Consider the following 26,541-nt stretch of genomic DNA (forward strand, 5'->3'; position numbering starts at 1 on the left):
GGCGCACGGTGAAGAGTCGAGCGTCGAGCAAGCGTCGACGACGGCGCCAGTCAAGCACGAGACATCATCATGGCAACGCCGAACGCACAGAAGGCACGCGTCGAACTCGCCGGAGGCGTACGCGGTCCCGAAGTGGAGCGCGACTTCGAATTCACCGTGGCGGATTTCGCCCGCATCCGCGAGCTGATTCATCGCCGCGCGGGCATCTCCCTGTCGGACCACAAGCGCGACATGGCCTACAGCCGGCTCGCCCGGCGCCTGCGCGCATGCGGTCTCGACACGTTCAAGTCGTATCTCGACCGCCTCGAATCGAACGATGAAAGCGCCGAGTGGGAAGCCTTCGTCAACGCGCTGACCACCAACCTCACCGCGTTCTTCCGCGAGTCGCATCACTTTCCGATTCTCGCGGACTTCGCGAAGCGCCGTCAGCAGCCGGTGTCGGTGTGGTGCTCGGCGGCATCGACGGGTGAAGAGCCGTATTCGATCGCGATGACGCTCGTCGAAGCGCTCGGCGAGCAGGCCGCGCGCCACTGCACGGTGTTCGCCAGCGACATCGACAGCCAGGTGCTCGCCAAGGCCGACGCCGGCGTGTATTCGCTCGATCAGGTGAAGTCGATGCCGGTCGAACGCCTCAAGCGCTTCTTCCTGAAGGGCAAGGGCGCGCAAACCGGCCTCGTGAAAGTGCGGCCCGAATTGCGCGCGATGGTGAACTTCGGCCGCGTCAACCTGACCGATTCGCGCTACGACGTGAAAGGCCCGTTCGACGCCATCTTCTGCCGCAACGTGATGATCTACTTCGACAAGCCGACGCAAGGGCAAGTGCTCTCGCGCTTCGAGCCGCTGATGAAGCCGGGCGGCTTGCTGTTCGCGGGCCATTCGGAGAACTTCACGTATGTTTCGCAGGCGTTCAGGCTGCGCGGTCAGACGGTCTACGAACTGACGCGCGACACGAAGCCTGCCGCCGCCAAGCCCGCGCGCGCGCTGGCCGGAGAGCCGGCATGAGCGGACTGCCGATCGCGTCGAACCTGTATTTCGACAATCATTTCCAGAAGCCCGGCGTGAAGCTCCTGCCGAACGAGTTCTACATGACGAGCGAAGACATGGTGCTCGTGACGGTGCTCGGCTCGTGCGTAGCGGCGTGCATCAACGACCGCACGGCGGGCATCGGCGGAATGAATCACTTCATGTTGCCCGACGACGGTTCCGATCCGTCGCACGCATCGTCTGATTCCATGCGCTACGGCGCATACGCGATGGAAGTGCTCATCAACGAGCTCATCAAGCGCGGCGGACGGCGCGAGCGTTTCGAAGCGAAGGTCTTCGGCGGCGGCGCGGTGCTCGCGGGCATGACGACGATCAACATCGGCGATCGCAACTCGGAGTTCGTGCGGCGCTATCTGGCGCTGGAAAAGATTCGCATCGTCGCCGAGGACTTGCAGGGCATGTATCCGCGCAAGGTCGCGTTCATGCCGCGCACCGGCCAGGTGATGGTCAAGAAGCTCAAGACGCAGCACGATCCGGTCGTCGTCGAACGCGAGCAGGCGCTCGTCGAGCGCACGCCGGAAGAGCGCGCCGACCGCCTCGCGCGGGCGCGTGCGCGCGTCGAGCTGTTCAACGTCGATCGCACGAAGGCCACGGCCCAGGCGACGGCCAAGCCGCGCGTCGAATTGTTCGGTGCGTCAGGCGCTGTGAATGCAAACGCGACGACTGCGGCGGCGGCGCGCAAGCCGCGCGTGGAGTTGTTCGGCGCATCCAGTGCGCTGCGCGGCATCAAGGCGGCGGAGGAAGCATGAGCGCTATATCGAACGCAACGAAGATCAAGGTGCTGTGCGTCGACGATTCGGCGCTCGTGCGCAGCCTGATGACCGAAATCATCAACTCGCAGCCCGACATGCACGTGTGCGCGACCGCGCCCGATCCGCTCGTCGCGCGCGAGCTGATCAAGCAGCACAACCCGGACGTATTGACGCTCGACGTCGAAATGCCGCGCATGGACGGCCTCGACTTCCTCGAAAAGCTGATGCGCCTGCGGCCGATGCCGGTCGTGATGGTGTCGTCGCTGACCGAGCGCGGCAACGAAATCACGCTGCGCGCGCTGGAACTCGGCGCCGTGGACTTCGTGACGAAGCCGAAAGTCGGCATTCGCGACGGCATGCTCGATTACGCCGAGAAACTCGCCGACAAGGTGCGCGCGGCGTCGCGGGCGCGCGTGCGGCAAACGACGCATGCGGCCGTCGCATCGGCGCATGCCGCGCCCAAGGCCGCGCCGAACTTCAACAATCCGCTCCTTTCGACGGAAAAGCTCGTGATCGTCGGCGCATCGACGGGCGGCACCGAAGCGATCCGCGAAGTGCTCGTGCCGCTGCCGCCCGATGCGCCCGCCGTGCTGATCGCGCAGCACATGCCGCCCGGCTTCACGAAGTCGTTCGCGCAGCGTCTGAACGGGCTGTGCCGGATCACGGTGAAGGAAGCCGAGCACGGCGAGCGCGTGCTGCCGGGTCACGCGTATATCGCGCCGGGCCACTCGCATCTGGTGCTCGCGCGAAGCGGGGCGAACTACGTCGCGCATCTTTCCGATGCCGCGCCGGTGAACCGGCATCGTCCTTCGGTGGATGTGCTGTTCCGCTCGGCCGCGCAGCACGCGGGCAAGAACGCGATCGGCGTGATTCTGACCGGCATGGGCCGCGACGGCGCGGCGGGGCTGCTCGAAATGCAGCAGGCGGGCGCATACACGCTCGCGCAGGACGAAGCGAGCTGCGTGGTGTTCGGCATGCCGCGCGAAGCAATTGCAATGGGCGGCGCGAGCGAAGTCGCGCCGCTGTCTGAAATGAGCCGCCGCGTGATGGCGCGGCTGGCGTCGATGGGCGACCGCGTACAGCGCGTCTGATTTTTTCGATTGAATGTGCGGCGTCGCCGCGTTGAAGAACACAAGGGAGTAGTGATGGACAAGAACATGAAGATCCTCGTCGTCGATGATTTTCCGACGATGCGCCGTATCGTTCGCAATTTGCTGAAGGAACTGGGCTATTCGAACGTCGACGAAGCGGAAGACGGCGCGGCGGGCCTCGCGCGTCTGCGCGGCGGCGGCTTCGACTTCGTGATCTCCGACTGGAACATGCCGAACCTCGACGGCCTCTCGATGCTGCAGCAGATCCGCGCGGACGCGGCGCTGTCGCATCTGCCGGTGTTGATGGTCACGGCGGAATCGAAGAAGGAGAACATCATCGCGGCGGCGCAGGCTGGCGCGAACGGATACGTGGTCAAGCCGTTCACGGCGGCCACGCTCGACGAGAAGCTCACCAAGATTCTCGAGAAGATGGCGAAAACCGGGAGCTGATCGTGAACGATCTGACCACTGAATTCTCAGCAGCGACTGTCGAGAGTGATGGCGATCAGTCGAGCGACCGCATCCTTGCCCGCATCGGCCAGCTGACGCGCACGCTGCGCGATTCGATGCGCGAACTCGGCCTCGACAAGCAGCTCGAAGCGGCGGCGGAAGCCGTGCCCGACGCGCGCGATCGACTGAAGTACGTCGCGACGATGACCGAGCAGGCGGCGGACCGTGCGCTCAACGCGATCGAACTCGCCAAGCCGATGCAGGAAGCGATGCAGCGCGAAGCGCAGGCGCTCGACGCGCGCTGGGCGCAATGGTACGGCGCGCCGCTGCCGCACGGCGAAGCCGGCGAACTGCTCGCGCAGACGCGCAGCTTCCTGCAAAGCGTGCCGGAAAAGACCCAGGCGACCAATGCGCAACTGCTCGAAATCATGCTTGCGCAGGATTTCCAGGACTTGACCGGACAGGTCATCAAGAAGATCACGGATGTCGTGCATCTGATCGAGCAGCAATTGTTGGGCGTTCTGCTGGAAAACATCGCGCCGGAGCGCCGCGAGCAGTTCGCGGCATCGGCGGCGGCGCTGGTGTCGGCGAGCGGCAGCCCGGAATCGTTGTTGAACGGTCCGCAGATCAATCCGCAGGGACGCAGCGACGTCGTGCAGGATCAGTCGCAAGTCGACGACCTGCTCGCAAGCCTCGGCTTCTAAAGCCCCGCTGCGCCGCAGCAATAAGGCGGAGCGCATCTTCCGATGCGTTCCGCCTTGTCGCGTCCGGACCGCGGGTAGGGCCGGAAGATCGCTGCTTTTCGCAAAGTATCTATCGACGCGGAACTTTCCTGCTCCTTACGATTCCACTATCAGCCGCCGCCAACACGCGATGCCCAACCGGAGCACGCGCCGGCGGGTTTGGCATACTGATGGCTATAGCATCGTCACCGATGCGCAAAAAGCGGCGCGCGCGCCGCTCCATCGTGACGGGCGCGCCGCCTGAAGAGCGCGGCGGCGCCCTCGTCAGCACAATCCACAGGAATCGACAGGAGGCCCAGTGAAGGCACTGAAGCAACCCCGTCATGGGCATCTCAAGGCGTCGTTGGCGCTCGTCGCGGGCGTCATCGGCGTCTGCGCCGTCGCCCCGGCGCACGCCGGACTCGGCAGCGAGCCCTTGACCGCGCCGCAGGGCGCGACCACCGAACAATCGGTCGTGCACGCCGCGGCATCGGGTGCGTCGGCATCGGCGGCATCCAATTACACCGTCCGCACGACGACGCTCGCGAGCGGTACGGTCGTCAACGAATATGTGTCGTCGGCAGGCACGGTGTTCGGCATTTCTTGGCGCGGACCGCGCATGCCGGACCTCTCGACGCTGCTCGGGACCTATTTCCCGCAGTATCAGCAAGGCTTGCTCGCGCAGCGCGCCGCGCGCGGCGGACGCGGACCGGTGAGTGTCCAGGACACGGGCCTCGTCGTGCGTTCGGGCGGCCACATGGGCGCGTTCTCAGGCAGCGCGTATCTGCCGCCATCCTTGCCCGCCGGCGTTTCCGCCAGCGACATCCAGTAAGCGACCGGAGAATCCGATATGCGTAGAACGACACTCGGCCCCGGCGCGGCTTCCTCCTCGCGCGCCGGCAACGCAGCCCGCTGGCTCGGCGCGCTGTTTCTTGCGCTGACGCTCGCCGCGTGCGGCGGCGGCAACGACAATCACAACAGCTCGAGCGGCGGTTCCAGCGGCGGCTCGTCGAACACGGCGAACGCGCAGCCCACTCCCGTTAACGGCACGAACGCCGTGCCCATCAGCGTCGATGCGGGCGTCGCGGGCTTCGTCAACATCCCGAACGTTTCGGTCAAGGTTTGCGCGCCCGGCACGAATGTTTGCCAGACCATCGACCATATTCAGCTCGATACGGCCTCGTTCGGCCTGCGCATCCTGAGTTCGGCGGCGCAGTCGGTGCTCGGCAGCCTGCCGACGGTGCGCGCCGCGAACGGCGGCCAGCTCGCCGAATGCGCCGGTTTCGCGGACGGCTATACGTGGGGCACCGTGCGTCAGGCGGACGTGCGCATCGGCACGGAACTGGCGAGCGCCGTGCCGGTGCAGGTAATCGGCGATCTGGATGCATCGGCGGCGCCGCAAGGCCTGAACGGCTGCCCGTCCGGCAACGACGAGAATTCCACCGCCGATATCGGCGCGAACGGCATTCTCGGCATCGGCCCGGCAACCTACGACTGCGGCACGAACTGCGCGACGACCGCGCTCAACAGCATGTACTTCTCGTGCGCGAACGGCACGAACTGTACGGCGACGACCGTGCCGGTGGCGCAGCAGGTCACCAATCCCGTCACGAAGTTCGCGGTCAACAATAACGGCGTGATCCTGCAACTGCCTCAGGTTCCGGATACCGGAGCCGCGAGCGCGAGCGGCACGCTGGTATTCGGCATCGGCACGCAGGGCAACAACACGCTCACGGGCGTGACGAAGCTCGGCACCGACACCTACGGCGACCTCTCGGGCACGTATAAGGGCGCGTCGGTCCAGGCGTTCTTCGATTCCGGATCGAACGGGCTGTTCTTCCAGGACAACTTCCCGCTCTGTTCGAGTTCGAGCGTGTTCTATTGCCCGAGCTCCGAACAATCGCTTTCGGCGACGGTGAAGGGCAGCGAAGGCAATACGGCGACCGTTCCGTTCAGTATCGTGAACGCGCGCACGCTGACCTCGGGCGGCGGCAAGTACGCGTTCAACAGCCTGGGCGGCCAGTTGGGAATGAGCGGCTCCTTCGATTTCGGCCTGCCGTTCTTCTTCGGGCGGCACGTTTTCGTCGGATACGACCTGCCGGGCAGCTCGCCGTACGTGGCGTTCTGAACCATCGCGCTGGCCGGCGCTGCATCGGCTGGTCAGCGTGATGCGCATAAAAAAATCCGGCCATGCGGCCGGATTTTTTTTTACGCCTGCGGACCGCTCATTCCGTCGCCCGAGGCTTGCGCGGCGCGCGCTCGAACGCGGCGTCGTAGAGCCAGCGCGGCAGCACGTGCAGCAGCATGCCGACGACGCGCATCTGCCACGGAAACGTCGCGTAGCGCACTTTGCGCGCGATGGCGTCGGCGGTTTTGGCGGCGAAGCGGTCGGCGTCCATCAGAAACGGCATGCGATACGGATTGTGCGCCGTCATTTCCGTGCGCACATAGCCCGGCGCGATGGTCACGACCGCGACGCCCTGCGGCCGCATCTCCACGCGCAGCGCTTCCAGATACTTCGCCGCCGCCGATTTCGACGCGCTGTATGCGCCCGATCCCGGCAGCCCGCGCACGCCCGCGACGCTTGCAATGCCGACGAGCGTGCCGCGCCGCGCGGCCGTCATCGACGCGACGAACGGCTCGAACGTCGCCACCATGCCGAAGTAGTTCACGTCCATCACCGCGCGGAACGTCTCAAGTTCGCCGTGGCCGGTGAGCGCGCCCTGGCTGATGCCCGCGTTCGCGATCACGACGTCCGCCGCACCGTGCTCCGCGATGAAGCGGCGCGCGGCATCGGCGATCGCTTCGGGATCGCGGACATCGGCGGGATAAATGGAGATGGATGCTTGGGGATGACGCGCGGCGAATGCCGCGAGAGACTCGACGCGCCGCGCGACGAGGCCGATCACGGCCCCGCGTTTCACGTATTCCTCGGCCAGTGCCTGACCGATTCCACTCGACGCGCCGGTAATGAAAACCTTCAACGGAACTGCATTCATACCGGCCTTGAACCTTTACATCTTCTTGTTGCGCACTTGCTGGACGAGGAAGTCCATGACCTGCGTCGTGCCCGTCAGGCTGTTGGTCTGCGCCGGGCCGGTCACGTATTTGCCCTGCACGATGACCGTCGGCACGCCGTCGATCTTGTAGTCCTGCAGCAGCTTGGCGTCGCGCTGCACGTCGCTTTGCGTCGAGAACGAGTTGTACGCGTCCATGTACTTCTTCTTGTCGACGCCTTGCGTCGCGAGGAAGTCAGCCTGCGCTTGCGGCGTCAGCAGGTAGTTCTTCTTCACGTGGATTTCGTTGAACACGGCGGGCGTCACCTTCTCCTCGACGCCGAGCGCGACAAGCGCGTGATACATCTTCGAATGCGGAATGAAGTCGTCGCGGAACGCCACCGGCACGCGCTTGAACACGACATCCGGACCCTGCTTCTTTTCCCACGCTTCGATATACGGCTCGAATTCGTTGCAGTGCGGGCAGCCGTACCAGAAGAACTCGATGACTTCGATCTTGCCCGCCTGTGCGCCGACCGGCTGCGGCGCCTGAAGCACCGTGTAGTCCTTGCCGGCGGCAGGAGCCGCGGATGCCACGCTCGCCACGCTCAACGACGCGGCGGCGATGCCGAGGGAAAGGGCGATGGCGCTGAACAGTTTTTTCATGATCGTTTTGGAGCGAAGGAGCAAGGTGAGAGGCAGCGTGGCCGGTGCGTAGAAGGCCCATCAGTGGGACATACGACGCTTAAACCACGCTTAAACCACACTTAAGCCAGGCCGCGCTCGGGACGTACGCGCGGCCTTCGTGCAGCTTATTGCTTCGAGAAGCGGATCACGGCGGTATCGACGCCCGCGTCGGACAGACGCTGACGCGCCGTGTTCATGTCCTCGAACTTCGCGAACGGACCGATACGCACGCGATAGTACGTCACACCGCCCGCGTCGCGCTGCGTGACCTTCGATTCGAAGCCCTGGAAGCCGAGACGCGCACGCTGCTGCTCGGCATCGGATTGCGTCTTGTACGCGCCGACTTGCAGGAAATAGCCGGTGTTCACGTCGCCGGGAGCGGGCGGCGTGGTCTTGGCGGTGGTGCTCGGCGCGGAGCCGGCCTTGGGCGTGGCAGCGGTCGACGAACTCGTCGAGCCGTTCGTGCCCGGCGCGGGCTGTTCAGGCTTCTTCGCGATGGCCGCGCTGCCGCTCTTCGGCGCGGAAGCGGTCGTGCCCGCGCTGGGCGGCACTTCGACGATCTGCGGCTCGTCCAGCATGCCCGACGATTGCGTCTGATTGTTGCTCTGGCCGGGCGCGGTGTTCGGCGGCGTGGGCTGGGCGGCTTGCGGGACCGGCTGGCCGGGCGACTTGCCTTGCAGCGGACGATTCGGATCGTACGGTTGTGCGGCGGGCGCGGACGAGCTTTCCGACGGCGGCGGCGCGACCTTCGCGACGAACGGCGTCGGCGCGCGCGTGATGTAAAGCGCGACGATCACGGCGATCGCGAGTCCGACGATCAGACCCAGCACGATGCCGAGAAAGGTTCCCCCGGTTTGCTTCGATTGCGACTGCTTCGACGTGCGGCGTGGTTTTGCCATCGTATGAATCACCTGCAAAAAGTCTTCGAGTTGGCCGACGATTATAGCGGTCGCGTCATGCGAGCCCGCACCATCCTTGCGTCCGCGCACGCCGAAGCGTCATAAAGTTACAGGCGCGCGCGAACCGGGCGAAATGCGCTTACATCTTCTGGGGAGCGGACACGCCGATGGTCGCGAGTCCGTTTTCGAGCACCTGCCGCGTGGCCGCGAGCAGCGCGATGCGCGCGGTGCGTTCCTGCTCGTCGTCCACCAGCACGCGCTCGGCATTGTAGAACGAGTGAAATTCGCCAGCGAGGTCGCGCAGATAGAACGCGACGGCGTGCGGCGCGAGTTCTTCGGCGGCGTGCGCGAGCATCTCGGGGAACTCGGCGAGCTTGTTGAGCAGCGCCATCGCGCGGTCGCTCGACAGCGGCGAGAGATCGGCCTTCGCCGCCTGCGCGACATCGCCGGCGTAGCGTTCCTTCCAGTCGCCGAGGATCGTGCAGATGCGCGCGTGCGCGTATTGCACGTAATAGACCGGGTTCTCGTCGTTCTGCTTGAGCGCGAGGTCGATGTCGAACACGAACTCCGTGTCCGCCTTGCGCGAAATCAGGAAGAAGCGCACGGCGTCGCGGCCGCGGCGGATCATGTCTTCGTCGAGTTGATCGGGCGCGGCTTCGTTGCCCGGCGTCATGCCGCCCGACCATTCGATCAGATCGCGCACGGTCACGTAGCTGCCCGCGCGTTTCGAGATCTTCACTTCCTGGCCGTCGCGCATGACGGTCACCATCTTGTGCAGCACGTAATCGGGATAACCCTTCGGAATGCCGATGCCGAGCCCTTGCAGCCCCGCACGCACGCGCGCGATCGTGCCGTGATGGTCCGAGCCCTGAATGTTGATGACCTTGGTGAAGCCGCGCTGCCACTTCGTCACGTGATACGCGACGTCCGGCACGAAGTAGGTGAACGTGCCGTCGGACTTGCGCATGACGCGGTCCTTGTCGTCGCCGTCATCGGTGGTGCGCAGCCACAGCGCGCCTTCCTGCTCGTAGGTCTTGCCGGCATCGATCAATGCCTGAACCGTTTGTTCGACGCGCCCTTCCTTGTACAGCGACGACTCCAGATAGAACTGGTCGAACTTCACGCCGAACGCGGTCAGGTCCATGTCTTGTTCATGGCGCAGATACGCGACCGCGAAATGACGAATGGCTTCGAGATCGTCGACGTCGCCGCTGCCCTTCACCGGCTCGCCGTCCTTCGCCGCGACGGTCGCGCCCGCCATGTAGTCGCGCGCGATATCCGCGATGTACTCGCCGTTGTACGCCGCTTCCGGCCATTCTGCGTCGCCGGGCTTGATGCCGCGTGCGCGCGCCTGCGTCGAAATGGCGAGATTGCCGATCTGCACGCCCGCGTCGTTGTAATAGAACTCGCGATGCACGTCGTAGCCTTGCGTGGCGAGCAGGTTCGAAAGTGCGTCGCCGAGCGCGGCCTGACGGCCGTGGCCGACGTGCAGCGGACCCGTCGGATTCGCCGACACGAATTCGACGAGCACGTGCCTGCCCGCATCGCGCTGTGAGCGGCCGAAGGCGGCGGCTTCGTCCAGCACCGCCGGGATCACGTCTTGCTTGGCCTTCGCCGCAAGCCGCAGGTTGATGAAGCCTGGCCCCGCGACTTCCGCGTGATCGACGAGACCCTGAGCCTGCGGATGCGCGATCACGGCATCGACGATCTGCTGCGCCAGCTGACGCGGATTCGCGCGCAGCGGCTTGGCGAGCTGCATCGCGACATTCGACGCCACGTCGCCGTGCGCCGCGACCTTCGGTCGTTCGAGCACGATCGCGGGCGCGACGAAAGCGGCTTCGCTCGCGCCGAGCGTGGATTGCGCGACCTGCTTGACCGCGTCGGAGATAAGCGTTTCCAGGGTTTCTTTGTGTGCGGGCAGCATGCTGATGTGATCCAGTGAAGCGGGTGCGGATGCGATAGAGGAAGGCGAAGCGAGACGCCGTGTGACGCGGCTTCTCAGCCGGGGGCCACGTGACGAACGACGCGAAACGATGCGAAACGGCGCGCAATTCGGGCGTGAGACATAGCTAAACCGGGAGTTTAGCAAATGCTAAACTGTCTAAAGAGGGTGGCTGTCAGCGAAGAACAGGCTCGTCGGCGCGCTTGCAACGTGGTTTGCATCGAAGACCGGCTGTCATCCAACAAAAGGAAAAGGACCTTCCCATGCTGATTACATTCAAGACCATGGCTGCACCCGACGTCCTGATGCTCGATAACCTGGCGGAGTATCTGCTCGGCATCATCGGCAAGCAACTGACGGCGCGGGGTGTCATTACGCCGGACGAACTGCCCGCGGCCATTCAGAAACTCGAAGCGGCTATCGTGACCGACAAGAAAGAGCGCGCCGAGCACGACGGTCATTTCCACGAAGGCGAAGCGGGACACGACCCGCATGAGATTCCTATCGGACTTGCGCAGCGCGCGTATCCGTTCCTCGACATGCTGCGCCTCGCGCAGAAAGAGAAGAAGGACATTCTCTGGGGCGTGTGAAATTCCGGGTCACGTACCGGGTCACGTTCCTTGTGACGTCCGAACGATCGGAACGCTTCATGGCATAAAGAAAAACCCGCATCGGCAACGTCGATGCGGGTTTTCTTTTTACGATGAACCATTCGCTTACTGCGACTGGCCGCCTTCGGCCGGAGCCGGTTTGGCCGTCGTGGGCTTGCGGGGCTTCTTCGGCTTCTTCTTGTGCTCCGTTTGCGGCGGCGAGTACGACGATGCCTCGGTGCTGCTGGCCTGTGCGAAGGCCGAACCCGACGCAGCGAGAACAGCCGCGGCGATCAGAACGGTTACGGCGGACGTCATCTTCTTCATGCGACTTTCTCCGTGACGAAAAGAATGCGTGGCCGTCGTCGTGACGGCCTATCGCGGGTACCAGTCTACGGAAATCAAAAACTTCCCGCCGAAAGCGTGCCTGTTGTCCGCTATCAGTCGGCCGATATAGTGCTTCGACGCACTTACCGCAGCGGCGCGAGCGCCCGTTCCGCATCCGACGACGATATCGCCATGCGTTGCGCGAAACTCTGAAGCTGATCGTCGCCGATCTTGCCGACCGAGAAGTACGTACTTTCCGGATGCGCGATATAGAAGCCCGACACGCTCGCGGCCGGCAGCATCGCGAGCGATTCGGTCACGCTCATGCCGAGTTCGTCCGCCTGAAGCACTTCGAACATATCGCGCTTCACGAGATGGTCCGGACACGCCGGATAACCCGGCGCGGGGCGGATGCCCGTGTACTTCTCGGCGATCAGCGCTTCGTTGTCGAGCGTTTCGTTCGATGCGTAGCCCCACAGTTCGCGGCGCACGCGCGCGTGCAGCGCTTCGGCGAAGGCTTCCGCGAAACGGTCGGCGAGCGCCTTCAGCATGATCGCGCTGTAGTCGTCGTGATCGGCTTCGAACTGCTGTTCCTTCTTGTCGACGCCCAGGCCCGCCGTGACCGCGAACAGACCGATGTAGTCCGCCACGCCCGATTCCTTCGGCGCGATGAAGTCGGCGAGCGAGCGGTTCGGGCGCATCACGCCATCGACGACCGGCCGCACGCTTTGCTGACGCAGATTGCGCCACGTCATGGCCACTTGGGAGCGCGATTCGTCCGTGTAGATTTCGATGTCGTCGTCGTTGACCGTGTTCGCCGGCAGCAGCATGACGACGCCGTTCGCCGTGAGCCAGCGGCCCTGGATGATGCGCGAGAGCATCGACTTGCCGTCCGAGAACACGCGCCGCGCCGATTCGCCGACGATCTCGTCGTTCAGAATCGCCGGATACGGGCCCGCCAGATCCCACGTCTGGAAAAACGGCGCCCAGTCGATGTAATTCGCCAGTTCCGCGAGATCGTAGTTCTTGAACACGCGGCGTCCGATGAAGCTCGGCTTCTTCGGTGTGTACGCGTTCCAGTCAATCTTCGTCTTGTTCGCGCGCGCTTCGGCGTACGTGACCATCGGCAACGCTTTCTTGTTCGCGTGCTGATGGCGGATGCGCTCGTAGTCGCTCTTGAGTTCATCGAGATACTTCGCCGCGCCTTCGTCCGACAACAGGCTCGACGCCACCGACACCGAACGCGACGCATCCGGCACGTACACGACCGGCCCCTCGTAATGCGGCGCGATCTTCACGGCGGTATGCACGCGCGAAGTCGTTGCGCCGCCGATCAAGAGCGGCGTCTGCTTGCCGCGGAAGTATTCGTCGCGCTGCATTTCGGACGCGACGTAAGCCATTTCTTCGAGGCTCGGCGTGATGAGCCCCGACAGCCCGATGATGTCCGCGCCTTCTTCCTTCGCCTTCTGCAGGATGGTCGCGCACGGCACCATCACGCCCATGTTGACCACTTCGAAGTTGTTGCACTGGAGCACGACCGACACGATGTTCTTGCCGATATCGTGCACGTCGCCCTTGACGGTCGCGATGACGATCTTGCCCTTCGAGCGCACGTCCGCGCCGGCATCGGCCATGCGCTTTTTCTCTTCTTCGATGAACGGAATGAGATGCGCCACCGCCTGCTTCATCACGCGCGCCGACTTCACGACCTGCGGCAGGAACATCTTGCCCGCGCCGAACAGGTCGCCGACGATGTTCATGCCGTCCATCAGCGGACCTTCGATCACGTTGATCGGACGGCCGCCGGCGGCGTCGATCTTCTGACGGACTTCCTCGGTATCCTCGACGATGAAATTCGTGATGCCGTGCACGAGTGCATGCGAGAGCCGCTGCTCGACCGGCTGATTGCGCCATTCGAGATTCTCTTCCTTCTTCGCCGCGCCGGTCTTGAACCTGTCGGCGATTTCGAGCAGACGGTCCGTTCCGTCTTCGCGCCGATTGAGCACCACGTCTTCCACGCGATCGCGCAACTCGGCGTCGAGATCGGCATACACGCCGAGCTGGCCCGCGTTCACGATGCCCATGTCCATGCCCGCCTGGATCGCGTGATACAGGAACACGGTATGGATGGCTTCGCGCACCGGGTCGTTGCCGCGGAATGAGAACGACACGTTCGACACGCCGCCCGAAACCTTCGCGTGCGGCAGATTTTGTTTGATCCAGCGCGTCGCGTTGATGAAATCGACCGCGTAATTGTTGTGCTCTTCGATGCCCGTCGCGATCGCGAAAATGTTCGGGTCGAAGATGATGTCTTCGGGCGCGAAGCCGACTTCGTTCACGAGGACGTCGTAGGAACGCTTGCAGATTTGCGTCTTGCGCTCGAAGGTATCGGCCTGGCCTTGTTCGTCGAACGCCATGACGACGGCGGCCGCGCCGTAGCGGCGAATGAGGTTCGCGTGATGGCGAAACGCGTCTTCGCCTTCCTTCAGCGAGATGGAATTGACGATGGCCTTGCCCTGCACGCACTTGAGGCCCGCTTCGATCACCTCGAACTTCGACGAGTCGATCATGATCGGCACGCGCGCGATGTCCGGCTCCGAGGCGATGAGATTCAGAAAGCGCACCATGGCGGCTTTCGAATCGAGCATGGCCTCGTCCATGTTGATGTCGATGACCTGCGCGCCGTTCTCGACCTGCTGGCGCGCGACGGCGAGGGCTTCGTCGAACTGGCCGTTCAGGATCATGCGCGCGAACGCCTTCGAGCCGGTCACGTTGGTGCGCTCGCCGACGTTGATGAACAGCGATCCGTCGGTGACGTTGAACGGCTCGAGGCCGGAGAGACGCATCGTGTGGTCGGTCATTTTCTTGTCTCTTTGATGTCAGGCAGCATCCCGATACTGCGACGGAAACGCGCGCGGCTTCACTTGCGCCAGCGCCTTCGCGATCTCCGCGATATGCTCCGGCGTCGTCCCGCAGCATCCGCCCGCGAGATTCACGAGCCCCGCTTCGGCGAATTCCTTCAGCAATCCCGAAGTCACATCCGGCGTTTCATCGAAGCCCGTATCGCTCATCGGATTCGGCAAGCCGGCGTTCGGGTAGCAGGACACGTAGGTATCGCAGAGCTTCGCCAGCTCTGCGATGTACGGACGCATCAGCGCCGCGCCCAGCGCGCAGTTCAGGCCGAACGTGAGCGGCTTCGCGTGACGCAGCGAGTTCCAGAACGCCTCGACCGTCTGCCCCGAGAGAATGCGCCCGGAAGCATCGGTGACGGTGCCCGAAATCATGATCGGCACGCGTTCGCCCGTGTCCTCGAACAACTCGTCGAGCGCGAAGAGCGCGGCCTTCGCGTTCAACGTATCGAAGATGGTTTCCACGAGGAATAAATCGCAGCCTGCATCGAGCAGCGCCTTCGCCTGCTCGTAGTAGGTGTCGCGCAACTCGTCGAACGTGACGTTGCGCGCGCCGGGGTCGTTGACGTCGGGCGAAATGCTCGCGGTCTTCGGCGTCGGTCCGATCGCGCCCGCGACGAAGCGCGGCTTGTCGGGCGTGGAGAAGGCATCGCAGGCTTCGCGCGCGAGCTTTGCCGATGCGAGATTCATCTCCGCCGCCAGCGCTTCCATGCCGTAATCGGCCTGGGCCACGCGCGTCGCGCCGAACGTGTTCGTCTCGATGATGTCCGCGCCCGCCGCCAGATACTTGTCGTGAATCTCGCGGATGATCTGCGGCTGCGTGATCGACAGCAACTCGTTGTTGCCCTTGATGTCGCGTCCGTAATCCTTGAAGCGCTCGCCGCGATACGCGGCTTCATCCAGCTTGTAACGCTGAATCATGGTGCCCATCGCGCCATCGAGGATGAGGATGCGTTGCTGCAAAAGCGCGGGCAGCGCGGCGCCGCGCGTGTAGGCGCGCGCGGGCGACCTGGCGCCCGACGGACTCGGATTGGCGTTCTGGTTCATGACGGACAGGCCCTGTACCGGATGTGAAATAGTCCGTCATTGTAGCCGCAGCCACGCCCAATCGCTGTGCGCGCCGGCCTGCCGGCAGGGCGCGATGGCACGCGATTGCAAGAAAAAAAGAACCCCGCCGATAAAGGGACGGGGTCTTTCTGGCGTGTCGCACGTTTGCCTTGCTGCATGGCTTGCCCGATCGCCGGCAAGCGGTGGCGGCGCGAGCGCGTGAAGCCGCGCCCGCGCGGTGAATCAGTGAAGCACGACGGGTTGGGTCATCAAGATATCGAACTGGCCGAGGAATTCGTCGACATCCTCGAGCGAAGGTTCTTCCTCGATCAGCTTCTGCACATGCTCGCGAAACTTCTCCGCGAGCGCACCGTCGATGAAGATCTCCCGTTGCGTGTTCTTGTCGACGATTTCGTAACCGCCCGACATCATCGCGAGATGATTGTCCTGCGGCGGAAATTCGACGACGCAATAGTTAGGGCTGTTGTAGATCATTTGCATGGCGACACTCCTTATTCCTGTTGCTCCGGGCAAACCTGCATCTTAAGTGGAGCGACGGGGTGGGAATTCAAGGGGTGGCCTCGACGTGATGCCGTTTTATCGAGGCTTAGTTCTTTTGATACAGGCTCAGGCAGCCGCGCGCAAGAACGCATCGAGCAATGCGCAAAAACGCTGGGATGCCTCGACCGGAGACAGATGTGCCGCCTTCAGTAATTCGAATTGCGCGCCCGGCACCAAGTCCGCGATCGCTCTGGATTCAGCATGCGGCGTGCCATTGTCCTGTTCACCGGCAACGACAAGTGTTCGTTTTCCAATCGATGCAAGGCCGTCGCGCGCATCGAAACGGCTGATTGCAAGGGCCGCGCGCGCGAAACCTTCGGCGGGCGTGTGCGCAATCGTTTCGCCGATCTGCTCCACGACTTCCGGATGCGCCTTGCGAAACTCGGCCGTGAGCCAGCGTTCGAGCGTGGGCTCGACGATACTGTTTGTCCCGTTTTCACGCACCGAAGCGACGCGCTGCATGAACGTCGGGCGCGCGTCTTCGCGAATGAAGGCCGGTGCGCCGACCACGGTCAACGTATCCACTTTGTCGGCATGGTTGATGGCGAACTTCTGCGCGACCATGCCGCCAATGGACAAGCCGACGACATGCGTCGACGGTGCGCCGAGCTTGCCGAGCAGTTCCGCGAGATCATCGGCGAGATCGTCGATGGTGAAGTCGTCCGGCGACACCGCCGTGTGACCGTGGCCGCGCAGGTCGTAACGTAACACTGTGTAACCATCGCGAAAGTAGCCGGCCATCTGGTCCCACACAGACAGATCACCCGCCAGTTGATGGATGAACGTCAGCCAGGGACCGCCGCCTTCGTTGTCCAGCACGTACCGTGTGTCGATGCCCTTGATGTTCAACTGCATATCGGCTCCGTGAGAATTGCTTCTACGCGTGGGATGTCCTGAACACTGCAACGCGCCGCCGTCAGGGCCGGGTTTCCGGCCCTGACGGCGGGTGCAGTTTCGTCTGACGCATCTGTCGTGCCCGGCGCTTGCGGCGAGCCTGCCGCGGACGGCAGGCGGAGGTTGCCGGCCCACAGCATTTCGATCTGCATGCCGTTCGGCTCGGTTTGCAGAATCCGCACCGGCAGCCAGCCGAGCGCGGGCGCGAGCCAGACATCGAGCTTGCGGCGGTCGCCTTCGCGGCGCGGCAGGCGCGTGAAATGGCGCGCGGTGACGAATCCGTCGCGGGCTTGCACGGTTTCGTCGCCGACGGTTTCCATCGGCCAGATTTCGCTGCTGTCGTTGTCGGCGACGCTGAACTGGCGCGTGACGCCGGGTTTGTAGACGTCGGGCGCGCCGCGCACGAGGCTCGCCAGTTGCATGACGACGCTGAAACGGTCCTGCGCACCGTCGGCGAGCGGCTGGCTGTTCGGCGTACGCGTGTAGACGATTTGTTTCGTTTCGCGATTGAAGATGGCGATATCGGCGGCACGTCGGCCGCGTTTTTCCGAATATTGTTCCGGCGCGATGCCGAAGCCATCGATATGACCCTTGCTCGAATACACGTAAGGGCCGACGAACGGCAGCGGAATCGACACGACCATCTCGTAATGCTGGCCGTCGTTGGTCCAGTGGATCGTGCCGGTTTGATTCATCACGCCGTTCACGAGCGTGTCATAGCGCAAGTCGCCGGTCGGCGGGACGCTGAATTTATCGCCGGAAGAAGCTGCCGGGGGCTGCGAAGCGGCCGCCGGTGCCGATGCGTTCGCAGGCGCGCCCGAAGCCGCGACCGTCGACGATGCAGTAACCGGCGCATCGGGCTGCGGCGTCGCGGCGCTGAGAACCGGCGAGGGCTGCGGTTGCGGCGCGGGGCGTGCGGGCTTCGACGGGGGCTTGGCTGGCGCGGCCGGCGGCACGGGGGTCGGAGGTGCAACCGGCTTCGGCGTCAGCAATTCCACCTGCACGGGCGGCTTCTCCACCGCCGTTGGATTCGCGGGCTGCTTCGCCCGCTCGATCCAGCGCATCGCGCCGACATGCAATCCGGCGACGACGAGCGCGGCCAGCAGCCATCGCCCCCAGCGGCGAGGCGCGGTGGTCGTGGGCACGGCATGAGGCGGCTCGCCCGACGCGGGACGAGGACGGCGATTGTCGAACAGAGGCATCGAAACGGAAGAAGTTTGAACGCGCGTGGCGAACGGGAAACGGTTATGACACGCGCCGGGGAAACGATGTTCCTCAGCGCGCGGGCGCGTCGCTGGCGCGATATCCCAGTTCGTACGACAACCCGCGCGCGCACTCGCGCAGTGCGGAATCGATTTCACCGCCCCAGCGCGTATCGAACGCGCCTTCGTGGCCGAGCGCGATCAGCCCGAGCGCGAGTTCGCCGGTCGAATCGAAGACCGGCGTGCAGAACGCGTGAATCGTCGGCAGCAGCATGCCTTCGACGCGCGCCGCGCCGTGCACGCGGACATCGGCGAGAAGCGGCTCGATATCGGCCATCGTTTGGCGGGTGGCAGCGAGTTCGCGCTCGAGCATCGGCTGTGTCCTGCTGCGCGGCAAGTACGCGGCGAACAGCAGGCCGGTCGCGGATGACAGCAGCGGCATGACATCGCCCAGTTTCAGCGATGCCTTCGCCGGATAGCTCGACTCCATCCAGTGCACGACGGTCGGCCCCTGATTGCCCCACACCGCGATGCCCACGGTCTGGTCGAGCCGGTCGCGCAATTCGGCCAGCGCGATGCGCGCGAGCCTCACGCCATCGACGCGCGCGAGCCGCGCCAGTCCCATCTGCAGCGCGAAGCCGCCGAGTTCGTATCGGCCGGAAAGCGGGTCCTGCGACACCACGCCGAGCCGCACGAAGCTCACCAGATACCGATGCGCTTTCGCCGGACTCATGCCCGCGCGCTGCGCGAGGTCGCGCAGCATCATCGCGCGCGGCTCGTGAGTCAGCACGTCGAGCAGCCGGAAGCCGACTTCGATCGACTGGATGCCGGAGCGCGCTTTCTCGGCGGAAGCGTCGATGTCGTCGTCGTCAGCGGTGGCGGGCAGGTTCGAAAGCATGAAAGCGTAGGGATCGGCCAGATGTTGGCGCGGTAATGGGCGATTCACCATCGTAAAATAGATTTCCCTTAACGTCATCTCAGTCACCGACTCCGCTTTATGAAACTCGCCACGCTGAAGGACGGCACGCGCGACGGCCAGCTCGTCGTCGTTTCGCGCGATTTGCGCACGGCAGTGATCCCCGATGGAATCGTCACCACGCTGCAACGCGCGCTCGACGACTGGGCCTTCTACGCGCCGCAACTGATCGAGCTTTACGACGCGCTGAACCAGGGCCGCGCGCGCAACGCGTTTTCGTTCGATCCGAAGTCGTGCATGGCGCCGTTGCCGCGCGCGTTTCAATGGGCCGACGGCTCGGCGTATGTGAATCACGTCGAACTCGTGCGGCGCGCGCGCGGCGCGGAAATGCCGCCGGAATTCTGGACCGATCCGCTGATGTACCAGGGCGGCAGCGACGACTTCATCGGGCCGACCGACGATATCGTGTGCGCGTCGGAATCGTATGGAATCGATTTCGAGGCGGAAGTCGCCGTCATCACGTCGGATGTCGGCATGGCGCCCACGCCCGACGAAGCGCTGAAAAGCGTGCGCCTGCTGATGCTCGTCAACGATGTCTCGCTGCGCAATCTCATTCCCGCCGAACTCGCGAAGGGCTTCGGCTTCTTCCAGAGCAAGCCCGCGACCGCGTTCTCGCCGGTGGCCGTGACACCCGACGAATTGGGCGATGCGTGGCGCGAAGGCCGCGTGCATCGGCCGATGATCGTGCACTGGAACGGCAAGAAAGTCGGCCAGCCGGAATGCGGCGTGGACATGGTCTTCCACTTCGGCCAGTTGATCGCGCATGCCGCGAAGACGCGCAATCTGCGCGCGGGATCCATCGTCGGCTCGGGCACGATCTCCAACAAGGACGCGACGCGCGGCTACTGCTGCATCGCCGAGAAGCGGTGTCTGGAGACCATCGAGCACGGCGCGGCGCAGACCGCGTTCATGAAGTTCGGCGACAGCGTGCGCATCGAGATCTTCGACGAAGCCGGCAGGTCGATCTTCGGCTCGATCGATCAGGCGGTCGTGCAGCTGGAGCATTGAAGCCCGAGCGATAAAGCCGCAACGGGTTTCGCCCGATGCGTCGGCGGCATGCGTCACCGTACACTTGCCGGGCGTCGCGGCCCGCCGGCCGCACGATCAGAACAACACTAAAAGGAGACGTTGATGCGCGGTGTGAAGTGGATGGCGGCAGCAGTTTCGTTGGCTTTGGCGACGGCATCGTTCGGGCAAACGGCGCACGTGAAGATCGGCCTCGTGCTCTCGCTGACGGGACCGGCCGCGTCGCTCGGCATCCCCGCGCGCGATACCGTCGCGCTCCTGCCGAAGGAAATGGGCGGCAAGCCCGTCGATTACATCGTGCTCGACGACGCCTCCGACACCACGCAAGCCGTCCAGACCACTAAGAAGCTCATCAGCGAAGATCAGGTCGATGCGATCATCGGCTCGTCGATCACGCCGAACTCGCTCGCGATGATCGATGTCGTCGCACAAGGGCAGACGCCGATGATCTCGCTCGCGTCGTCGTCGAAGATCATCGAACCGGTGGACGACAAGCGCCGCTGGGTCTTCAAGACGCCGCAGACGGACGCGATGATGGCATCGGCCATTGCGGAGCACGCGAGCAATCACGGCGTGAAGACGCTCGCGTATATCGGCCAGGCCGATGCGCTCGGCGAGACTTTCTACGCTGAAGTCGCCAAGTTCGCGCAGCTTCACAAGATCAACGTGGTGGCGAACGAGCGCTTCAACCGGACCGACCCGAGCGTGACCGGTCAGATTCTCAAGATCCTCGCCGCGAAGCCGGATGCCGTGGTCGTCGGCGCGGCCGGCACGCCCGCCGCGCTGCCGCCGAAGACGCTCGCGCAACGCGGCTACAAGGGCCTCGTCTATCACAATCACGGCGTGGGCAACCGCGACTTCCTGCGCGTGTGCGGCGCGGATTGCAACGGCACCTTCCTGCCGACGAGCCCGGTGCTCGTGGCCGCGCAGTTGCCCGACGATCATCCGGCCAAGCGCCTCGCGCTCAACTACATCAAACTGTACGAAGCGAAGCAGGGCGCGGGAACGGTGTCGGCGTTCGGCTCCTACACGTGGGATGCGGGCATGTTGCTCGAACGCGCGGTGCCCATCGCGATGAAAGCGGGCGCACCGGGTACTCCCGCGTTCCGCGCCGCCTTGCGCGACGCCCTCGAAGGCACGAAGAACTTCGCGGACACGAACGGCGTCGTCAACATGACGCCTGGCGATCACATCGGCCTCGATCAGCGCGCCCGCGTGATGGTCGAGATACGCGACGGCAAGTGGCTCTATCAGCCGCGCTAATCACACGCGCGATCCAACGCGAACGAACATGAGCGATCTCTCCCTTTACTCCGGCTACACGTCGCTGCAATTGCGCCGCCACGCGCACGGCGTGCTCGAGGTGGTGATGCCCGGCGCGGGCGCGAACAAGAGCGGCCTCTCGACCGCCGACGCCAACATGCATCGCGAACTGGCCGATATCTGGCGCGACATCGATCGCGATCCCGAGACGCGCGTCGCGCTGATCCGCGGCGAAGGCAAGGGCTTTTCGGCGGGCGGCGATCTCGCGCTCGTCGAAGAGATGGCGAACGACTTCGACGTGCGCGCGCGGGTCTGGCGCGAGGCGCGCGATCTCGTCTACAACGTCATCAATTGCAGCAAGCCCATCGTCTCCGCGATGCACGGGCCGGCGGTCGGCGCGGGGCTCGTCGCCGGGTTGCTCGCGGATATATCGATTGCGTCGAAGTCGGCGCGCATCATCGACGGGCACACGCGGCTCGGCGTCGCGGCCGGCGATCACGCCGCGATCGTGTGGCCGCTGCTGTGCGGGATGGCGAAGGCCAAGTACTATCTGCTTCTATGCGAGCCGGTGAGCGGCGAGGAGGCGGAGCGCATCGGGCTGGTGTCGCTCGCGGTGGAAGAGAACGAACTCATGCCGAAAGCGATCGAAGTGGCGAACCGGCTCGCGCAGGGATCGCAGACCGCGATCCGCTGGACCAAGTACGCGTTGAACAACTGGCTGCGCACGGCGGGGCCGACCTTCGATACATCGCTCGCGCTCGAATTCATGGGTTTCGCGGGGCCGGACGTGCACGAAGGCATGCGGTCGCTGCGCGAGCGCCGCGCGCCGGATTTCCCGGGCGGCGCGCCGTTTTGAGAGAGACCGTGGTATCCACGAATCGCGATCAACCAACGAACAGGAGAGTCGAATGACCGACAACACAGGCGGCACCCCGCCGTTTTCGATTCCCGGTTTCCCCGGATTCGGCCAGGCCGACATGATGGGCAAGATGTGGGAAATGATGCGTCTGAACCCGTTCGCCGCCGCGATGCCGGGCGGCGGGCAGGGCGTCGGGCCGTCGCTGTCGATGATGTCCGACATGCTCGCGCCGCTCACGAACATCGAGGAACTCGACAAGCGCGTCACCGACATGCGCGCCGTCGAGCAATGGCTCAAGCTGAATTTGAACATGCTGCAATCGGCGATTCAGGCGCTCGAAGTGCAGCGCGCGACGCTCGCGACGCTGCGCTCGTTCGGCGCGTTCGCGCAGTCGTCGATGGAAAGCGCGAAGAACGCGGCGGCCGATACCTCCAAGACCGCAGGCTGGCCGATGGGCGGCGCGGCGAAACCGGACGAGCCGAAGCAGGCGGCGAGTCCGGAGCCGTCCGCCGCAGGCGACGACGCGCAGCAACCGGCTGCCAGCCTGCCGCCCGGTTTTGATCCGAGCGGCTGGTGGAACGCGCTGCAGTCGCAGTTCAATCAGCTCGCGCATCTCGCGATGCTCCAGCCGGGCATGACCGGCGCGACGGGCGCGACCGGGGCGCAGGACGTATCGGCGGATCAGGCAGAACAGGCGGCGGGAACGGACGAAGCGAACGGCGCCGCCGAAACCGACGACGACAAGCCCGCCGCAGCGAAAAAAGCGGCTGCACGCAAGACGCCGCCGCGCAAGAAAAGCGAGTGAGCGGCTGCGTTCGGCGACATCGCGCCGAACGTCGAACAGATGGAAATTGCGCCCGGTGACTGAGAAGTCACCGGGCGCTTTCGTTATCGGCGCGACGAGAAGATGAAAGCGCGCGATCGCGCGGCTATGTGCGCCACGCCACGTGCGAAACCGCCAATTTCTGTCTATGATTAAGCGGCTACTTACTGGCGGTTTGTCCACCTGATGGGTCAGGCATGCTCCGTGCAGCAATAGCGGTGTGTATTCACCTTTCTTTTTGTCCATGACAAATTCATCGGATCAAGACCGCGTGCCTGAGGAAGACTCCGACGACGCGGAACGAGCAGACGCGCCGGCCGAAACGCCGGCGCCGATCGCGTTCGGAACCGGGCTGACGGGCATCGGCATTGGCGCGATCGCGCAGGAAATCGGCCTCACGAAGGACACGCTGCGCGTCTGGGAACGACGTTACGGCTTTCCGCAACCGATGCGCTCGCCCGGCGGCGAACGCCTGTATCCGCAGGAACAGGTGTCGAAGCTGCGGCTCGTCAAGCGCCTGCTGGACGCGGGGCATCGGCCGAGCAAGGTGCTCGCGCAGCCGATCGAACAATTGCAGCAACTGGCGGCGGAGTCCGGTATCGGGCAGGACGCGCCGGACGCGGAGCTGGATCAGATGGTCGCGTTGCTGCGCAACGGCGCTTACGAGGACTTTCGCTTCGGACTGCTGAAGCGCGCCACGCGCGACGGACTCGAGCGCTTCGTGCTGGACGTGGCCGCGCCGCTCGCGGCGCGCATCGGCAATGCATGGGCGGTCGGGACGCTGCAGGTCTATCACGAGCATCTTTTCAGCGAGGCGCTGCAGGTGACGCTGCGCAGCCTCATGCGTCCGCTCTCCGATGCGGTGCGCGGGCGCGGCAACCGTCCGCGCGTGCTGCTCACGACGCTCTCCGGCGAAGGGCACGGTCTCGGCATCCTGATGGCCGAAGCGATGTTCACGCTTTCAGAATGCCAGTGCATCCAGCTCGGGCTGCAGACGCCGCTGCACGATATCGTCAGCGCGGCGGCGGCGCACGACGTGGACATCGTCGCGCTCTCGTTCACTTCGGTGCTGCCGGCGCAGGTCATCCTCACGAGCTTGTCGGAGTTGCGCGGCATGTTGCCGCCGCACGTGCGCATTTGGGTCGGCGGCAGCAGTCCGACGCTGCGCCGCAAGGTTCATGAGGGCATCGAATGCATCGCGGGCCTCCCGCCGATCGAGGAAGCTGTCGCGGCTTGGCGTTCGGCCTCCGTGCTATTATCGGACGGCTTGCCGGCGCAGGCCGGGACGGCGAGCTGAAGCGGGCTCCCGGGCGGTACGGCATGCGCCGTGCTGCGTTCAGGCGGCTTGCGCGAACCGGCGCATCACGCCGGTGTCACATGCATGGAGCATGCTGCCGGACCCGCGCTGCAGGACGGCGCGACGAAAGCCCTGGTCCTACCTCAGGCACAGGTTTCGCTCATCACCCACGGTAGACAGGACGCACACAACGCGGTGCATTCGCACGCTGCATGGGTATGTCACGCGCGAATCGTGTTGCCGCGGCGCTGAATAGGGCGCTTCGTCGCCGGTTTTTGTCTGTGGCCGTCCGAATCCCGCGTAAAATTGAAAGCTTGGTTGCTCGCGCGCCGCGGTTTCGCGCACGCACGGGCCGAGAGTCATATAGATATAACGTCGCATAAGTGGCATCAGGGGTGGACTATGAACACCATGCTTTATCCGGAACTTTATAAATCGCTGGAATCCGTCCGTTGGGATATGGAGAAGGACATCCCATGGGACAAGTTCGATGCGTCCCTGCTCTCCGACGAGCAGGCGAGGACCATCAAGATGAACGCGATCACCGAATGGTCCGCTCTTCCCGCAACCGAAATGTTTCTGCGTGACAACCATCACGACAGCGACTTCTCCGCCTTCATGAGCGTGTGGTTCTTCGAAGAGCAGAAGCATTCGCTGGTGCTGATGGAATATCTGCGCCGCTTCAGGCCGGAACTGGTGCCGACTGAAGAGGAATTGCACGCCGTGCGCTTCGAGTTCGATCCGGCGCCGCCGCTCGAAACCCTGATGCTGCATTTCTGCGGCGAGATTCGCCTGAACCACTGGTATCGCCGCGCGGCGGAATGGCATACAGAGCCGGTCATCAAGCACATCTACGAAACCATTTCGCGCGACGAAGCCCGTCACGGCGGCGCTTATCTGCGCTACATGAAGAAGGCGCTCGTGAATGCCGGCGATACGGCGCGCGCCGCGTTCGCGAAGATCGGCGTGCTGATGGCGTCCGCGCGTCGCACGGAAAAGCCGCTGCATCCGACGAACCTGCACGTGAATCAGGCGCTTTTCCCGCGCGATACCGTGCAATCGCGTTTGCCGGACCCCGAATGGCTCGAGCGCTGGCTGGACGATCAAATCCGCTTCGACGACAGCTGGGAGAAGAAGGTCGTCGAACGCATTCTGCATAACCTGTCCATCCTGTTCGAGCGCTCGTTCGCGACCGCCCAGGAACTGAACCGCTATCGCAAGGAAGTGGTTCAGCGTCTGCAGGCTGTGCCGGGCGGTTCCACGGAACAGCAGCCGGCCTGAACATCGGGACATCGGCATTGAAGGAAAGCGGCCCGCCAGCCTGAAACTGGCGGGCCGCTTTTTATTTGCTTTACCGTTCGATGCGCCCGCCAGCCGCGATGCCGCGAATCGCCGTGGCACAATGCGCGCTCTCGAACCACTGCAACGAGCGTCGTCATGGCCGCCATTTTCGAACGCAAGATCACCACGCGCGACGCGCTCGCCGCGCTCCGCCCGACGCTCGCCGGGCCGGTCGTATTCACCAACGGCGTCTTCGACATCCTGCATCGCGGACACGTGACCTATCTCGCCGATGCGAAAGCGCTCGGCGCGACGCTGATCGTCGGCGTGAACAGCGATGCTTCCGTGCGCATGCTCGGCAAGGGCGATGACCGCCCGATCAATCGCGAAGACGATCGCATGGCGCTGCTCGCGGCGCTGGAAAGCGTGGACTGGGTCGTGAAATTCGAAGAGCCGACGCCGCTGCAACTGATCGACGCCGTGCATCCGGACGTGCTCGTGAAAGGCGGCGATTACGACATGGACAAGCTGGCGGAGTCGGCGCTGGTGCGCGGATGGGGCGGCAAGGCGCTCGCGATCGCATTCGAGCATGACCGCTCGACGACCGCGCTGCTCAAGAAGGTCCGCGCGCAGTCCTGACTTTTCCTGCGCGCTTCACTTGCCGAGCGGCGACGTCTGGACTTTCGCACCCGGCGCGGGACCGCCCACTTGCGGTTGATCGGCGGCTTCTTCCGGATGAAGCGGGCGCATGGTCAGCGTTTCGGGCCGCACCTGCTGCATCAAATGCTGCGGCTCGCGCGCGCCGGCCGCGGGCAGCGGACCGAACATGCCGTGCACGAGCGCGAACATCAAAAGGTTGGCCAGGGTCAGGATGGCGATTAGCCAGCGCAGCATTCTCGGGCT

Annotated in this window: 27 protein-coding genes; 15 read left to right on the plus strand and 12 right to left on the minus strand. The window is 64.4% G+C overall.

All coding sequences use genetic code 11. From position 1 onward, the window contains the following. Nucleotides 1-69: 69 nt before the first annotated feature. The 7 genes from AWB72_RS01920 (at nucleotide 70) to AWB72_RS01950 (ending at nucleotide 6,187) form a co-directional block, all read left to right on the plus strand. Entirely contained in the window at nucleotides 70-1,002 is a 933-nt protein-coding gene (locus AWB72_RS01920; RefSeq protein ID WP_087127798.1) for a CheR family methyltransferase, read from the plus strand. Continuing rightward, complete coding sequence (gene cheD, locus AWB72_RS01925) at nucleotides 999-1,793, plus strand: chemoreceptor glutamine deamidase CheD (RefSeq protein WP_087127800.1); 795 nt, start codon at nucleotides 999-1,001, stop codon at nucleotides 1,791-1,793. Before AWB72_RS01920 ends, cheD begins: the two co-directional genes overlap by 4 nt. After that, nucleotides 1,790-2,887: a protein-glutamate methylesterase/protein-glutamine glutaminase gene (locus AWB72_RS01930; RefSeq protein WP_087127801.1), complete on the plus strand. Its 1,098-nt coding sequence runs from the start codon at nucleotides 1,790-1,792 to the stop codon at nucleotides 2,885-2,887. Before cheD ends, AWB72_RS01930 begins: the two co-directional genes overlap by 4 nt. 54 nt (nucleotides 2,888-2,941) lie before the next feature. Then, nucleotides 2,942-3,337 carry a chemotaxis response regulator CheY gene (cheY, locus tag AWB72_RS01935; RefSeq protein WP_040053132.1) on the plus strand — a complete coding sequence of 132 codons (396 nt, stop codon included), beginning with the start codon at nucleotides 2,942-2,944 and terminating at the stop codon, nucleotides 3,335-3,337. Nucleotides 3,338-3,339: 2 nt separating this feature from the next. Continuing rightward, complete coding sequence (gene cheZ / locus AWB72_RS01940) at nucleotides 3,340-4,041, plus strand: protein phosphatase CheZ (RefSeq protein ID WP_040053131.1); 702 nt, start codon at nucleotides 3,340-3,342, stop codon at nucleotides 4,039-4,041. A 337-nt stretch (nucleotides 4,042-4,378) separates the two neighbouring features. Beyond that, complete coding sequence (locus tag AWB72_RS01945) at nucleotides 4,379-4,891, plus strand: DUF2844 domain-containing protein (RefSeq protein WP_052450118.1); 513 nt, start codon at nucleotides 4,379-4,381, stop codon at nucleotides 4,889-4,891. Nucleotides 4,892-4,909: 18 nt separating this feature from the next. Beyond that, nucleotides 4,910-6,187, plus strand: a complete 1,278-nt coding sequence (locus AWB72_RS01950; protein WP_087127803.1) for a DUF3443 domain-containing protein — start codon at nucleotides 4,910-4,912, stop codon at nucleotides 6,185-6,187. 97 nt (nucleotides 6,188-6,284) lie between these two features. Here AWB72_RS01950 and AWB72_RS01955 read toward each other — a convergent pair whose 3' ends face one another. From AWB72_RS01955 to argS, 4 genes are all read right to left on the minus strand, one after another. Further along, nucleotides 6,285-7,058: an SDR family oxidoreductase gene (locus AWB72_RS01955; protein WP_087127805.1), complete on the minus strand. Its 774-nt coding sequence runs from the start codon at nucleotides 7,056-7,058 to the stop codon at nucleotides 6,285-6,287. 15 nt (nucleotides 7,059-7,073) lie between these two features. Beyond that, nucleotides 7,074-7,721: a thiol:disulfide interchange protein DsbA/DsbL gene (locus AWB72_RS01960; RefSeq protein ID WP_040053128.1), complete on the minus strand. Its 648-nt coding sequence runs from the start codon at nucleotides 7,719-7,721 to the stop codon at nucleotides 7,074-7,076. A gap of 146 nt (nucleotides 7,722-7,867) precedes the next feature. Continuing rightward, entirely contained in the window at nucleotides 7,868-8,641 is a 774-nt protein-coding gene (locus tag AWB72_RS01965) for an SPOR domain-containing protein (RefSeq protein WP_087127914.1), read from the minus strand. Between the two features lie 139 nt (nucleotides 8,642-8,780). Then, nucleotides 8,781-10,565 (minus strand): arginine--tRNA ligase, encoded by a 1,785-nt coding sequence (argS, locus tag AWB72_RS01970; RefSeq protein ID WP_087127807.1) that lies wholly within the window; start codon nucleotides 10,563-10,565, stop codon nucleotides 8,781-8,783. Nucleotides 10,566-10,846: 281 nt separating this feature from the next. On the opposite strand from argS, the gene AWB72_RS01975 reads away from it, so the two are divergent. After that, entirely contained in the window at nucleotides 10,847-11,173 is a 327-nt protein-coding gene (locus AWB72_RS01975) for a DUF1840 domain-containing protein (RefSeq protein ID WP_087127809.1), read from the plus strand. Nucleotides 11,174-11,299: 126 nt separating this feature from the next. On the opposite strand, the gene AWB72_RS01980 is transcribed toward AWB72_RS01975, so the two are convergent. The 7 genes from AWB72_RS01980 to AWB72_RS02010 form a co-directional block, all read right to left on the minus strand. Then, complete coding sequence (locus AWB72_RS01980) at nucleotides 11,300-11,500, minus strand: hypothetical protein (RefSeq protein ID WP_040053125.1); 201 nt, start codon at nucleotides 11,498-11,500, stop codon at nucleotides 11,300-11,302. A 143-nt stretch (nucleotides 11,501-11,643) separates the two neighbouring features. Then, on the minus strand, nucleotides 11,644-14,361 hold the full coding sequence (gene metH, locus AWB72_RS01985; protein ID WP_087127810.1) for a methionine synthase: 2,718 nt from the start codon (nucleotides 14,359-14,361) through the stop codon (nucleotides 11,644-11,646). Nucleotides 14,362-14,379: 18 nt separating this feature from the next. Next, complete coding sequence (locus AWB72_RS01990) at nucleotides 14,380-15,456, minus strand: homocysteine S-methyltransferase family protein (RefSeq protein WP_040053123.1); 1,077 nt, start codon at nucleotides 15,454-15,456, stop codon at nucleotides 14,380-14,382. 243 nt (nucleotides 15,457-15,699) lie between these two features. Next, nucleotides 15,700-15,957 (minus strand): BTH_I0359 family protein, encoded by a 258-nt coding sequence (locus AWB72_RS01995; RefSeq protein ID WP_035967089.1) that lies wholly within the window; start codon nucleotides 15,955-15,957, stop codon nucleotides 15,700-15,702. A 126-nt stretch (nucleotides 15,958-16,083) separates the two neighbouring features. After that, the gene (locus tag AWB72_RS02000) at nucleotides 16,084-16,872 is read right to left on the minus strand and encodes an alpha/beta fold hydrolase (RefSeq protein WP_087127812.1); all 789 of its coding nucleotides are present in this window, start codon (nucleotides 16,870-16,872) and stop codon (nucleotides 16,084-16,086) included. Further along, a complete protein-coding gene (locus AWB72_RS02005; protein ID WP_087127813.1) occupies nucleotides 16,863-18,113 on the minus strand; it encodes a DUF3108 domain-containing protein in 1,251 nt (416 codons plus the stop codon). Before AWB72_RS02005 ends, AWB72_RS02000 begins: the two co-directional genes overlap by 10 nt. Before the next feature lie 73 nt (nucleotides 18,114-18,186). Next, nucleotides 18,187-19,011 carry an IclR family transcriptional regulator gene (locus AWB72_RS02010; RefSeq protein ID WP_374728847.1) on the minus strand — a complete coding sequence of 275 codons (825 nt, stop codon included), beginning with the start codon at nucleotides 19,009-19,011 and terminating at the stop codon, nucleotides 18,187-18,189. Between the two features lie 99 nt (nucleotides 19,012-19,110). Here AWB72_RS02010 and AWB72_RS02015 point away from each other — a divergent pair, with 99 nt between their 5' ends. The 7 genes from AWB72_RS02015 to rfaE2 all read left to right on the plus strand — a co-directional run bounded on the left by AWB72_RS02015 (nucleotide 19,111) and on the right by rfaE2 (nucleotide 26,277). After that, on the plus strand, nucleotides 19,111-20,097 hold the full coding sequence (locus AWB72_RS02015; protein ID WP_087127816.1) for a fumarylacetoacetate hydrolase family protein: 987 nt from the start codon (nucleotides 19,111-19,113) through the stop codon (nucleotides 20,095-20,097). Nucleotides 20,098-20,238: 141 nt separating this feature from the next. After that, the gene (locus AWB72_RS02020) at nucleotides 20,239-21,378 is read left to right on the plus strand and encodes an ABC transporter substrate-binding protein (protein ID WP_244285529.1); all 1,140 of its coding nucleotides are present in this window, start codon (nucleotides 20,239-20,241) and stop codon (nucleotides 21,376-21,378) included. A 28-nt stretch (nucleotides 21,379-21,406) separates the two neighbouring features. After that, on the plus strand, nucleotides 21,407-22,234 hold the full coding sequence (locus AWB72_RS02025) for an enoyl-CoA hydratase/isomerase family protein (RefSeq protein ID WP_040053118.1): 828 nt from the start codon (nucleotides 21,407-21,409) through the stop codon (nucleotides 22,232-22,234). Between the two features lie 52 nt (nucleotides 22,235-22,286). Next, nucleotides 22,287-23,042, plus strand: a complete 756-nt coding sequence (locus AWB72_RS02030; RefSeq protein WP_087127819.1) for a PhaM family polyhydroxyalkanoate granule multifunctional regulatory protein — start codon at nucleotides 22,287-22,289, stop codon at nucleotides 23,040-23,042. 289 nt (nucleotides 23,043-23,331) lie between these two features. After that, nucleotides 23,332-24,357 carry a MerR family transcriptional regulator gene (locus AWB72_RS02035; RefSeq protein WP_244285505.1) on the plus strand — a complete coding sequence of 342 codons (1,026 nt, stop codon included), beginning with the start codon at nucleotides 23,332-23,334 and terminating at the stop codon, nucleotides 24,355-24,357. A gap of 402 nt (nucleotides 24,358-24,759) precedes the next feature. Next, complete coding sequence (locus AWB72_RS02040) at nucleotides 24,760-25,638, plus strand: ferritin family protein (protein ID WP_040053116.1); 879 nt, start codon at nucleotides 24,760-24,762, stop codon at nucleotides 25,636-25,638. 156 nt (nucleotides 25,639-25,794) lie between these two features. After that, nucleotides 25,795-26,277, plus strand: coding sequence for a D-glycero-beta-D-manno-heptose 1-phosphate adenylyltransferase (rfaE2, locus tag AWB72_RS02045; protein ID WP_040053115.1), 483 nt, complete (start codon nucleotides 25,795-25,797; stop codon nucleotides 26,275-26,277). A gap of 15 nt (nucleotides 26,278-26,292) precedes the next feature. Here the strand turns inward: rfaE2 and AWB72_RS02050 are convergent, their stop codons facing one another. Further along, nucleotides 26,293-26,532, minus strand: coding sequence for a hypothetical protein (locus AWB72_RS02050; RefSeq protein ID WP_040053114.1), 240 nt, complete (start codon nucleotides 26,530-26,532; stop codon nucleotides 26,293-26,295). Nucleotides 26,533-26,541: the final 9 nt, after the last annotated feature.

It is taken from the genome of Caballeronia concitans (genome assembly GCF_001544615.1).
GTDB classification, from domain to species: Bacteria; Pseudomonadota; Gammaproteobacteria; order Burkholderiales; family Burkholderiaceae; genus Caballeronia; species Caballeronia concitans.